The organism is Mesorhizobium dulcispinae, assembly GCF_033977345.1.
GTDB classification, from domain to species: domain Bacteria; phylum Pseudomonadota; class Alphaproteobacteria; order Rhizobiales; family Rhizobiaceae; genus Mesorhizobium; species Mesorhizobium dulcispinae.
In genome coordinates, this window is sequence record NZ_JAVIIY010000004.1 from 426,968 (window position 1) to 437,939 (window position 10,972).

The following is a 10,972-nucleotide window of genomic DNA, read 5'->3' on the forward strand; positions in this document are numbered from 1 at the left end:
TAAACGTTAGCCCGGCGCGAGCTCCGCGTCGGAAACCTTGAGTTCGGGACATCTGCCGGCGCCTTGTGTGTCGCCGGCGATGCGGCCTTCCACTGCCCTTGCCATGGCCTGGAGATCGACCGCCCCGCCGGCAGCCTTTTCGATGGCGCCGACGACGAGGTCGGGCGCGACCCAGTCGGGCTTGTGGCCGAGGTTGCGGACCCAGACCAATTCGGCGCCGGGAATGTCTCGTTCGAGGCCGACCGAATGGATGGTGGCGTAGACCACCTTGTCGCGATCACCAGAGATGACGACCGTCGGCGCCTTGATGTCACGGTAGCCGGGCGAAGCCGCGCGCACATAGTCGTAGAGCTGGGCGACATCGCGGGCGTTGGCGCGGAACGCGCGCGGCCTCAGCACCAGCGGGATCGAAGTAGCATCGACATAGCCGTCCGGCACTTTGTTCGGCGAAAAGACGCAGGTCGTCGCATCGCCGATCTGCAGCATGCCCGCCGGATAGCCCAGTGTCTCCGAAAACAGCCAGCCGATGATCGGCGTGGCCGTCAGCTTATAGTACCAGGCGGTCGCGCCGCCCGGCCATGGATGGCTGACAGGCGCGAGGAAGACGAGGCCGAGCGTCTTTCCGGGATGCGTCCGCGCAAAGGCTGTCGTGACCGCCCCGCCGAAGGAATGGCCGACGATGATCGCCTTCTCGATGCCGAGGCGGTCCATCAGCGCGGCGATGGTGTCTGCCTGCGCGGCCAGGGTTTCGTTGTTGCCCGCTCCGCGCTCCGACCAGCCGAAGCCCGGACGGTCGAGGAAGAGCAACTCGGCGCGGCCTTCGAGCAGGGGCTTCAGCGGCAGCATCTGGTCCCTGAGGTTGGCGCTGGCGCCATGGATGAAGACGACCGGCGGCAGATCGGCGCCGGTGGGCGCCGGGATATGGACGTAGTGGATACGGGCACCGTTGATCTCGGCGAACGCGCCGACCGGCGGATTGCGGCGCTCGATCAGCCAGACGCCGGTGCGGGTGATGCCGGCGAGGGCGAAGAAAAACGCGATGAGGAAGAGAAGCGCGGCGCAGATCAGGTTCATGCGGGAGAGATACGGGGCGGAGCGGAATTAGTTTAGGGGAGTAGGGGAGTAGGGGAGTAGGGGAAGCATTTCCGAGTGCCGTTCTACAGTGCTTAGAACATACTCCCTTACTCCCCTATTCCCTTACTCCCTTAAGGAATCAAATGCCTTCGCCGGCCAGTTCTTCCGAAAGCGCCGAGACCTGATCCTGGGCGCTGCGCATCATCGGATAGATGGCGAGCACTTTCTGCCAGGCTTCCAGCGCCGACTGCTTGTGGCCGGTTTCGGCCATGATCTGCGCGAGGCCCGAGAGCGCGCCGAAATGGCGGGGTTCGAGATGCAGCGTATGGTCGATGTCCGACATCGACTTCCCGTAATTCTTCATCAGGAAATGCACGGTGGCGCGGCGGTTCCAGCCTTCGGCATAGTCGGGCTGCAAGGTCACGACCTGGTCGAGAAAATCGAGCGCGACGTCGAATTTCTGGTCTTCCGTCGCTTTTTGCGCCCAATGCATCATCAGGTCGATCGAGGCGCTGCCGGACTGGTTCCACTCGTTCCAGATGCGGCCGGCGATGCGTTCGGCGGCCTTTTCGTTGCGCTCGCGTTTGAGATCGGCAAAGAGCTGGTCGAGCCGGCCCTGCCTGGTCGAGACGACCGGCGGCGGCGTGATGCCGGGTGCAGGCGAGGCGGCGGGCGGCGAGGCCTGGTCCTGCGCCCATGCGGGCATGGCTGTGCCGAGGAAAAGCAGGGCGGCGAAAGAAGCAAAAAGAATCCGCATCGCCGGAATCTAATGCCGGACGGCGGATCGTCAAAATGATTTTAGCGTGAGAGGCCGGCGAACCGGCAATCGACATCAAGCGCGGCGCGGCCTATTTGTTTTATGCATATCGTTAGCCCAAAACCGCTGCGCGCTTTTGGGCGACATGCATTAAACCGCGCGAAGTCTCAGCCCTGGCGCGCCTTGTAGCGCGGAGCGGTCTTGTTGATGATGTAGATGCGTCCCTTGCGGCGAACCAGCCGGTTGTCGCGGTGACGCGCCTTGAGCGCCTTGAGCGAATTCTTGATCTTCATGGTCTTGCCTGTTCGGTCGGGGCCCGGTCCCGGGCCGAATTTTAAAGGCGCGCCCGGAAAAAGCGCGCCTTTGAACTTGCGTGGCTCATAAACGAGGAGCCTTGCCCGTGTCAACCGCAAGCGCGCAACTCTGATACCGCAACCGGCGTGCTCATCAAATATTCGCCATCCGGATCGCGCCGCATTGCGCGACTCAAGAGCGGCTGGAATGCTGGCACGACGCAAAGCGATTGGAGATCCAGCATGCGCCGTCTCTTCCTGCCAGCCTGTCTCATCCTCCTGGCAACCGCCCCGGCGGCCTGGGGACAGGAATGCGACCGAAGCGACGACAGCCAGTCGATGATGACCATTTGCGCCAACACCGATTATGAGGCGGCCGACGCCAAGCTCAACGCCGCCTACAAGGATCTCGTCGGCGGCAATGACGAGAAGGCCAACAAATTGCTGCAGACGGCGCAGCGCGCCTGGATCGCCTTTCGCGATGCCGAATGCGCCTATTCGACCGCCGACAGCGAGGGCGGCTCCATCCATCCGATGGAGGTCTCGCAGTGCCTGACGGAGCTGACCAACGAGCGCACCAAGCAGCTCACTTCCGGTCCCAATTGCCAGGACGGCGATCCGAGCTGCGCCAGCCCGGACGAGGACGAAGACCAGAATATGCAGTAAGTCGCCGACTAACCGCGACGACGAACTCGGGTGAAATGGCCCATCTTGCGGCTGGGGCGGGACTCGGCTTTGCCGTAGAGATGCAGCATCACGTCGGGCTCGGCGAGCAGCGCCGGCACCTTCAGCATGTCGTCGCCGATCAGGTTTTCCATCACGCAGTCGGAATGCCGCGCGGGCGAGCCGAGCGGCAGGCCGGCGACCGCGCGGATATGCTGCTCGAACTGCGAGACGAGGCAGGCGGCCTCGGTCCAGTGACCGGAATTGTGGACGCGCGGCGCCAGCTCGTTGGCCAGCAACGAGCCGTCGGCAAGGACGAAGAACTCGACGCCGATGACGCCGACATAGTCGAGCGCCGCGAGGATTTTTGCCGCCGCCTCCTTGGCTGCCGCGGCCGTTTCCGGCCTGATACCGGCCGGCAGGGTGGAGGTGCGAAGGATGCCGTTGCGGTGGATATTCTCGGCCGGATCGTAAGCGGCCGTCGAGCCGTCCTGTGCCCGCGCGGCGATGACCGAAATCTCGCGCTCGAAAGCGACGAGCGATTCGAGGATCAGCGGCACATTGCCCATCGCCTCGCAGGTGCCGGCAAAGCCGCCTGTCTCCATGTTGCGGAAGACGCGCTGGCCCTTGCCGTCATAGCCCAGGCGACGCGTCTTCAGCACGCCGCTGCCGCTGAATTTCTTCAGCGCCACTGTCAGCTGATCGTCATTGTCGACGGGGCAGAATTCGGCTGTGGGAATGCCGATGCCGTTCAGGAAGCTCTTCTCGGTCACGCGATCCTGCGCGACTTCGAGCGCGCGCGCCGGCGGATAGACCGGAACGCGCGCGGCGAGCGTCTCCGCGGCTTGAACCGGCACATTCTCGAACTCGTAGGTGACGACGGCGCTGGCGGCAGCGAGTTCCGCAAGGGCTGTCAGATCGTCATAGGCGGCGACGATCTGCCGGTTGGCGACCTGCGCCGCCGGGCAGTCGGCCTGCGGCTCCAGCACGATGGTACGGTAACCGAGGCGAGCGGCGGCCATCGCCAGCATGCGGCCGAGCTGGCCGCCGCCGATGATGCCGATGGTCGATCCGGGGGCGAGATTCACGGCGTATCCGCCGGCTCGTTGGCGACCTTGGCGGTCTGGGCGGCGCGCCAGGCGTCGAGCCGGGCGGCGAGTTTTTCATCGTTGAGCGCGAGAACCGCGGCGGCGAGAAGGGCCGCGTTGGCGGCGCCGGCCTTGCCGATCGCCAACGTGCCGACCGGAATGCCGGCCGGCATCTGCACGATGGAAAGCAGCGAATCCTGCCCGGACAGCGCCTTGGATTCCACCGGCACGCCGAAGACGGGCAGCGGCGTCATCGCCGCCGTCATGCCGGGCAGATGCGCCGCGCCACCGGCTCCGGCAATGATCACCTTGTAGCCGGCCGCCTTGGCGCCCTTGGCGAATTCATAGAGGCGGTCTGGCGTGCGGTGCGCCGAGACGATCAGCCTTTTGTGGGGAATGCCCAGCGCTTCCAGCGTTTCGGCCGCCTGGCGCATCGTCGCCCAGTCGGACTGGCTGCCCATGATGATGGCGACGTCGGCACGCTGATCGGTCAAGGTTTTCGCTCCCGGCGGCAAAGGCGCGCCTTAGCGGAATTCGCTAAGAGCCGCAAGGATTGTCGCGGCTGCCGCTCCGGAGAGAGTTCAATCCGGCCAGCGCAACGCGCCGGCCGAATCCTTGCGCGCCGCTTTCATCGCGTCGGCAGGACGCTCTTTCGCGGTCAGCACGGCGCGCAGCTGCTCGGCAACGATCTCGGCCTCGCCGGGATGGAGGTTGCACGGGTCGAGGAAGAAGTGGCCGCGCTCGACCTCGTGGTTGCGCACGATGACGGGCGGCGAGCCGGCGGCCAAGGCCGAGGCGAGGCCGGCAGCGGTGAAGCGGCTTTCCGGGCGCACGAACACCTGCAGGCGATCGAGCGGATTGGCGGTCGGGTCGGGCACGATCTGGGCGCCGATACCTGGAATGCCTTGCAGCGCTTCCTTCCACAGATTGAGTGCAGCCTCCTCGCGCCGGCGGATGCCGGCGTGGTCGCGCTTCTCCCAGGCTTCGAGCGCCGCCATGGTGCCGGCGATGCTTTCCTTGCCGACCTTCATTGCGCGAGCGACGCCGCGGTTCTGCAGATAGGCGGCGCGCACCAGGTCCTTGCGCCCGGTGACGATGCCGCTGGTCGGGCCGCTCAGGAATTTGTGGCCGCTGTAGACGACGATGTCGGCGCCGCGCGCGAGGAAGCTGCGCAGGTCATATTCCGAGGCAGCGTCGACGATCACCGGCACACCCTTGGCGTGGCAGATCTCGCAGAACTCCTCGAGCGAAAGCATGCCGTACTGCACAGTGTGATGCGCGACGACGTAGAGCGCGGCCGCCGTGCGCTCATTGAGCGCCTCGCGCACGTGATAATCCTGGGTGACGCTGACAGTACCCGCTGGGATTACCTTTGCGCCGGCAACGCGGATCGACTGGTCGATCGGCGCGCCGTAGTTGACGATATGGCCGAGCTGGATGACGACCTCCGACTTCAGCCCTTCGGTGTCGTCCGGCAGGCGCTCGATCGCCAGTAGATTGGTGCCGGTCATCGCCCCCGCGATCGTCATGGTGATGCCTGAGGCGCAGCAGGCGGTAATGAAGCCGGCCTCGCCGGCGGTGAGGCGCGAGACGACCGCGCTCGCGGCGCGCTGCAGATCGTCCATCTCCACCCATTGCGAGGCGATCTCGGCCATGGCGCTGATCGCTTCCGGAACGATGATCGAGGCGCCCAGCGTCGTCATCGTACCGGAGACGTTGATGATCGGACGCAGTCCCAGCCGCTCGCGGATCGTGGTGTTGGAGCCGGTCTCGGAATAGGTTTTCATGGCAGCAGATCCTATGTCAGGCGGCGATCTCGACGACCGCCTCGATTTCGACGGTGATGTTTCCAGGCAGCGAGCCGACGCCGATCGCCGAACGCGCATGGCCGCCGATCTTGTCGAAGACATCGGCGAAGAGGTCGGAGCAGCCGTTGACCACTTTGGGGTGGTCGCTGAAGGTCGGCGTCGCGTTGACGAAGCCGAGCAGTTTCACCACACGCACGATGCGGCCGAGGTCTCCCGCCGCCGCATGCATGACGGCAAGCAGGTTGAGGCCGGTGAGGCGGGCATGCTCATAGGCCTGCTCGACGGTTACGTCCTCGCCGACCTTGCCGGTGCAAAGCGTCCCGTCGGCACGCAGCGGTCCCTGGCCGGAGAGGAAGATCAACCGGCCGCTCTCGGCATGGGTGACGAAGTTGGCGATGGGCGTCGGCGGCTCGGGCAAGGTCAGGCCGAGTTCGGCGAGCCGGGTGTAAGGCGTCATGGAAGAAGGCTCCCTTGGATGGCCTTGGCCATCCGATGTCAAAGGTGAACGGCCCGGGGCCATCCGATATCAGAACTGCGAGGCGCGGAAGCGCGCCAGAAAGGTGCGAAGGCGCTCGTTGGTGGTCTCCGCGGCGAGGACCGCCTTCGGCGGACCGACTGCCGAGACGCCGCCATCGGCCATGAAGACGATGCGGCTGGAGGCGTCGCGGGCGAAGGCCATTTCGTGCGTCACCATCACCATGGTCATGCCGTCTTCGGCGAGGCTCTTCACCACCGCCAGCACCTCGCCGACGAGTTCCGGATCGAGCGCCGAGGTGATCTCATCGAGGAGCAGGATTTTCGGCTCCATGGCGACCGCCCGGGCGATGCCGACGCGTTGCTGCTGGCCGCCGGAAAGCTCCGCCGGCAGGCTGTCGGCCTTGTGGACGAGGCCGACACGACCCAGCCAATGCTCGGCGATCGAGCGCGCTTCCGCATTGCTCTTGCCGCGCACCTTGGTGAGGCCGAGCATGATGTTGCCGGCCGCGGTCAGATGCGGGAAGAGGTTGAAGCCTTGGAACACCATGCCGGTTTCGGCGCGCATGGCGGCCAAATCGCGCTCGCTGCGCCGCTGGCGCGCGCCGCCGTCGCGAAAACCGACCTCCTTGCCATCGATGCGGATCGAGCCGCTGTCGTAGCTTTCGAGGAAGTTGACGCAGCGCAGCAGCGTGGTCTTGCCGCTGCCCGACGGGCCGATGACGGTGACCACCTCGCCCTTTGCCACCTGGAGGCTGACCGAGCGCAGCACCTCGACCGAGCCGAAGGATTTCGAGACTTCGGCAATATCGAGAAGCGCCGGGCTGTGGTTGGAGCTGGTGGCCATCGTGCTATTCCCGGATGAAGGCGAAGCGCTGCTCGAGCCGGCGGCTGGCGAGCGAGAGCGCGTAGTTGACGGCGAAATAGAGGAGGGCGCCGAGGATATAGAGCGGCATCGCCTCATAGGTGCGGCCGATGACCTGGTTGATGGCCTGCATCAGGTCGGTGATGCCGAGCAGCGAGACCAGCGCGCTGCCTTTCACCGCATCGGTGACGCCGTTGATCCAGGGCGGCAGGAAGCGCCGGAAGGCCTGCGGGAAGATTACATAGGCAAGCCGCAGGCGAAAGGTCAGGCCGATCGCCATCGCCGCCTCCGACTGGCCCTTGGGGATCGAGGCGACGGCGCCGCGCAGATATTCGACGACCTGGGCGGTCTTGAACAAGGTCAGCGCCAGCACCGCCGCCCAGAAGGACTGCAGGTGAACGCCGACCGCCGGCAGGCCGTAATAGACGAAGAAGATCAGCACCAGGATCGGGATGCCGCGGATGGTGTCGCTGAAGATGCGCACCGCCCAGCGCAATGGCGCCGGTCCGTAGACGAGGCCGACGCCGAGGATCACGCCGGCGACCAGCGACAGCACCACGACCAGCAAGGACACCCAAAGCGTCAGCGCGAAGCCTTGGGCAAGAAACGGCAGGGCATAGGCGATCTGGCCAAGCATCAGCGCGCCGTCCTGTACCAGCGCTCGACCAGCCGCAGCGCGAAGAGCAGGGCGTAGCCCGTCACCAGATACATCGCCGTCACGACGAGATAGACCTCGACGATGCGGAAGGTGTTGAAGTTGATCCACTGCGCGCCATAGGTCAGTTCCGGCACCGAGATGACGGAAGCGACGGACGTGTCCTTGAACAGCGAGATGAAGGTGTTCGACAGCGCCGGCAGGGTGATGCGCATCATTGTCGGCAGGCGCACATGGATAAGGCGCTGCCAGGGGGTGAGGCCGATCGCCTTGCCGGCGTCGATCTGGCCGCGCGGCACGGCTTCGAGGCCGGAACGGAACACCTCGACCAGATAGGCGCCACTGTAAAGCGCAAGCGTCGCCACGAAGGAGGTTTGGGCGCTGTAGACGAGGTCGACGACGGTCGGCAGGCCGTAGAAGACCAGATAGACCAAAAGGATCAGCGGCACGTTGCGGATGAATTCGACGTAAGCCGCGATGATGCCGCGCACGAGGCGCCCGGCCGACACGTACCAGACCGCCAGCACCAGGCCGATGACGATGCCGATGGCGATCGAGATCACGGCAAGCTCGAGGCTGAGCAGCAGCCCGCCCGAAAGCTTGTCGAAATGCCGCCAGATGAGGTTGAAATTGAGCGTATAGCCCATGCGTCCGTCTCAATGGCCTGTGGTGACGGATCGAGCATCCGCCACTCGCCAGGCCTGTGTCGAGGAGAAACAGGCGGAAGGGCGTGCCCCTCCGCCGGCTTTGTCAGATGGGCTTGGTCAAATGACCGGGAAGCCCGGGTGGCGCGGCGGCGGCTCCTGGCCGAAATACTCCTTGAAGGCGGCGTCGTAGAGCGCCGTTTCGTGGCCGAACATCGCGATGGTGAAGGTCTGGTTGACATAGGTCAGCCAGTCGAGATCGCCTTGCCTGAGCGCCGCGCCGTAAAGCATCGAATACCAGCTCTTGCCGGCGTCGAAATATTTGTCAGGGTTGCGCGAGGCGAGCCAACGCACGGTGGAGAGGTCGACCGCGGCGGCGTCGACGCGCTTCGATTCCAGCGCCTGCAAGACGTTCGCCTGGGTGTCGATCTGCATCACCTGCGCCTGCGGCAAGGCATAATGCACCGAGCTTTCGGCATCGACATTCTGCAGGATCGAGACGCGCGTGGCCGAGCCTCCTGCAAGCAGCTTGTCGAAGGTCTTATTCTCGGAGCCGGGCAGCGTCAGCAGTGCGACGCCCTCGACGTAATAGGGCCGCGAGAAGTGGATCAGCTGCGAGCGCTGCGCGGTCATGGTCATGAACTGGATGGTGATGTCGACCTTGTTGGTGGTGACGTTCGGGATGCGCTGCGCAGGGTCCTGCATGACGAACTCGACCTTGGTCGGATCGTCGAACAGGCCCTTGGCGAGGATGCGGCCCATGGTGATGTCCATGCCGACCAGCTCGCCGGCATCATTCTCGAAATGCCAGGGCGCATTGGTGCTGCCGGTGCCAACGATCAGCTTGCCGCGATCGAGCGCGGTGCGCAGCACGCTGTCGGACGCGGCCTGCGCGGCGGCCTTCTCGGCGCTGACCGCAGTGAGCGCGCCGGCGGTGGCAAGTCCCGCCATTCCCAATTTCAGAAAATCACGTCTTCCGGATGTGTCGTTCACGGCGATCTCCCTCTCGTGTTGTGTTCCCCTCACGAATACACGCGTCGGTAATCAACATAGCGATTGTCTCTTACAAGAGACGTATGTATCCTGTACAAGACAGATACTAACACCGGGAATCGACAATGCAAGATGGCGAGACGCTGGCGGAGTGGCCGACCGATGGCACGGACGAGGAGAGGCCCGCGAACTCACGCGAGAAGGGTCTCAACCGCGTGCTGCACATTCTGGAGTTTCTGCACGCCACCCAGCGCGCGATCGGCATCGGCGAGCTGGCCAAGGGGCTGAACGCCCCGCGCTCGACGACCTACACGCTGGTGCGCGAGCTGGTCGATGCCGGGCTCCTGGAGATGGCCGGCGACGGCAACCGCGTCTATTTCGGCAAGAAGCTCTATCTCTACGGAATGGCTTACATGCGCGGCAACGACCTGCTCAGGCGCGGACGGCAGGAGGTCGACACGCTGTCGCGAGAGACGGGGGAGACCTCGGAGCTCTGCATGCTGCAGAGCGGCCGCTACACGATCGTGCATTCGAGCCCGGGCACCAGGCCGTTTCGCATCAGCTCGGCCACCGGCCTGCAGATACCGCTTCCCTGGGCCGCTTCCGGCCGGCTGCTGCTCGCAGGCCTCGACAGGGGCCGGATCGAAGCCATGATCTCGCAGGACGACCTCGTGCTGCCGGACGGCCGCAAGATCGAGCTCGACGACTTCATCGATGACATCGGAAAGGCCCGCGTCACCGGCTATTGCGTGACCTCAGGCCTTGTCGACGCCTACACCAAGTGCCTGGCGGCGCCGGTCTTTTCGGCACCCGGCAAGGTCGAGGCAACGATGTGCCTGGTGGTTCCGATCGACACGTCGGAAGAGCGGACAGGCGAACTGGTCGCGCTGCTGCGCGAGCGCGCCGCCAGGCTCTCGATCTCGTAGCGAAGGAAAGCTGCCGGTCAGGCAATGATGTCGGGGATGATGCGATCTTCGAGCGCCATCAGCCGGTCCTTCAACATCAGCTTCTTCTTCTTCATGCGCTGGATCTGCAGCGGGTCGCAACCCATGGCGATCATCGCGTTGATGGCGGCGTCGAAATCGGCGTGTTCCTGTTTGAGCCGGGAATATTCTAGGCGTATTTCTGCCTGTTCCTGTTCGGACATTATCTACCGTCTGCGTATGCGTCGCCCAGGGATGGGCCTTTGGGCGGGGCCGGTGGGGTTTGTGACTTGTCGGTCTTGTCACCGGCGCGCAGCCCATATCACATTTCACATTGTCGTGGAATGCTACCACACGGCATTCGACATCGAGATTGGTTGGTGGCAAACTGTCATTGTGCCGTCACAGTAGCGACCTGCGGTGGACGTGCCTGCGACGGCTGCAATCGAGGAAACCATGAAAGGGAGAACCAATCATGTCTCTTGCGTCCCATCTTGATGAGCTGCAGCGGAAGCATGGCGACATCGAGCGTGAACTTATCGACGCGATGAATCATCCATCGGTAGACGACCTCGAGATCGCCACTCTCAAGCGGCGCAAGTTGGCAATCAAGGACGAGATTGAAAAGCTGAAGGCGAAACCGACGGCACACTGAAGCTCCTCTAAGGCCTGTGGGGATTCACCAAAGCTTGGCGATGTGATTCAAGCTTTTGATGGACCGATTCGTATTGACTG

The 10,972-nt window shown here is 64.3% G+C and carries 15 protein-coding genes; 3 read left to right on the top strand and 12 right to left on the bottom strand.

The window, feature by feature from the left end:
* Positions 1 to 6 precede the first annotated feature (6 nt).
* From RFN30_RS13020 to ykgO, 3 genes are all read right to left on the bottom strand, one after another.
* Positions 7 to 1,074: an alpha/beta fold hydrolase gene (locus tag RFN30_RS13020; protein WP_320262470.1), complete on the bottom strand. Its 1,068-nt coding sequence runs from the start codon at positions 1,072 to 1,074 to the stop codon at positions 7 to 9.
* A gap of 139 nt (positions 1,075 to 1,213) precedes the next feature.
* Complete coding sequence (locus tag RFN30_RS13025) at positions 1,214 to 1,831, bottom strand: tetratricopeptide repeat protein (RefSeq protein ID WP_320262471.1); 618 nt, start codon at positions 1,829 to 1,831, stop codon at positions 1,214 to 1,216.
* Between the two features lie 167 nt (positions 1,832 to 1,998).
* The gene (gene ykgO, locus RFN30_RS13030; protein ID WP_040974291.1) at positions 1,999 to 2,124 is read right to left on the bottom strand and encodes a type B 50S ribosomal protein L36; all 126 of its coding nucleotides are present in this window, start codon (positions 2,122 to 2,124) and stop codon (positions 1,999 to 2,001) included.
* Positions 2,125 to 2,367: 243 nt separating this feature from the next.
* Here ykgO and RFN30_RS13035 point away from each other — a divergent pair, with 243 nt between their 5' ends.
* Positions 2,368 to 2,790 (top strand): lysozyme inhibitor LprI family protein, encoded by a 423-nt coding sequence (locus RFN30_RS13035; protein WP_320262472.1) that lies wholly within the window; start codon positions 2,368 to 2,370, stop codon positions 2,788 to 2,790.
* An 8-nt stretch (positions 2,791 to 2,798) separates the two neighbouring features.
* Here the strand turns inward: RFN30_RS13035 and RFN30_RS13040 are convergent, their stop codons facing one another.
* The 8 genes from RFN30_RS13040 to RFN30_RS13075 form a co-directional block, all read right to left on the bottom strand.
* On the bottom strand, positions 2,799 to 3,875 hold the full coding sequence (locus tag RFN30_RS13040) for a 5-(carboxyamino)imidazole ribonucleotide synthase (RefSeq protein WP_320262473.1): 1,077 nt from the start codon (positions 3,873 to 3,875) through the stop codon (positions 2,799 to 2,801).
* Positions 3,872 to 4,369 carry a 5-(carboxyamino)imidazole ribonucleotide mutase gene (purE, locus tag RFN30_RS13045; protein ID WP_320262474.1) on the bottom strand — a complete coding sequence of 166 codons (498 nt, stop codon included), beginning with the start codon at positions 4,367 to 4,369 and terminating at the stop codon, positions 3,872 to 3,874. The genes RFN30_RS13040 and purE overlap by 4 nt, the downstream gene beginning before the upstream one ends.
* Positions 4,370 to 4,456: 87 nt before the next feature.
* Complete coding sequence (locus RFN30_RS13050) at positions 4,457 to 5,662, bottom strand: aminotransferase class V-fold PLP-dependent enzyme (RefSeq protein ID WP_320262475.1); 1,206 nt, start codon at positions 5,660 to 5,662, stop codon at positions 4,457 to 4,459.
* A gap of 16 nt (positions 5,663 to 5,678) precedes the next feature.
* Positions 5,679 to 6,140, bottom strand: coding sequence for a RidA family protein (locus RFN30_RS13055; protein WP_067001934.1), 462 nt, complete (start codon positions 6,138 to 6,140; stop codon positions 5,679 to 5,681).
* A 69-nt stretch (positions 6,141 to 6,209) separates the two neighbouring features.
* On the bottom strand, positions 6,210 to 7,004 hold the full coding sequence (locus RFN30_RS13060) for an amino acid ABC transporter ATP-binding protein (RefSeq protein ID WP_320262476.1): 795 nt from the start codon (positions 7,002 to 7,004) through the stop codon (positions 6,210 to 6,212).
* A 4-nt stretch (positions 7,005 to 7,008) separates the two neighbouring features.
* Complete coding sequence (locus RFN30_RS13065) at positions 7,009 to 7,659, bottom strand: amino acid ABC transporter permease (protein WP_320262477.1); 651 nt, start codon at positions 7,657 to 7,659, stop codon at positions 7,009 to 7,011.
* Positions 7,659 to 8,324 carry an amino acid ABC transporter permease gene (locus RFN30_RS13070; RefSeq protein ID WP_320262478.1) on the bottom strand — a complete coding sequence of 222 codons (666 nt, stop codon included), beginning with the start codon at positions 8,322 to 8,324 and terminating at the stop codon, positions 7,659 to 7,661. Before RFN30_RS13070 ends, RFN30_RS13065 begins: the two co-directional genes overlap by 1 nt.
* A gap of 117 nt (positions 8,325 to 8,441) precedes the next feature.
* The gene (locus RFN30_RS13075; protein ID WP_320262479.1) at positions 8,442 to 9,272 is read right to left on the bottom strand and encodes a transporter substrate-binding protein; all 831 of its coding nucleotides are present in this window, start codon (positions 9,270 to 9,272) and stop codon (positions 8,442 to 8,444) included.
* A 167-nt stretch (positions 9,273 to 9,439) separates the two neighbouring features.
* Here RFN30_RS13075 and RFN30_RS13080 point away from each other — a divergent pair, with 167 nt between their 5' ends.
* The gene (locus tag RFN30_RS13080; protein ID WP_320262480.1) at positions 9,440 to 10,240 is read left to right on the top strand and encodes an IclR family transcriptional regulator; all 801 of its coding nucleotides are present in this window, start codon (positions 9,440 to 9,442) and stop codon (positions 10,238 to 10,240) included.
* Positions 10,241 to 10,257: 17 nt separating this feature from the next.
* On the opposite strand, the gene RFN30_RS13085 is transcribed toward RFN30_RS13080, so the two are convergent.
* Complete coding sequence (locus RFN30_RS13085) at positions 10,258 to 10,461, bottom strand: YdcH family protein (protein WP_067001951.1); 204 nt, start codon at positions 10,459 to 10,461, stop codon at positions 10,258 to 10,260.
* A gap of 251 nt (positions 10,462 to 10,712) precedes the next feature.
* Between RFN30_RS13085 and RFN30_RS13090 the strand changes: the two genes are divergently transcribed.
* Positions 10,713 to 10,892 carry a YdcH family protein gene (locus RFN30_RS13090; protein WP_040998838.1) on the top strand — a complete coding sequence of 60 codons (180 nt, stop codon included), beginning with the start codon at positions 10,713 to 10,715 and terminating at the stop codon, positions 10,890 to 10,892.
* The last annotated feature ends 80 nt before the right edge of the window (positions 10,893 to 10,972 follow it).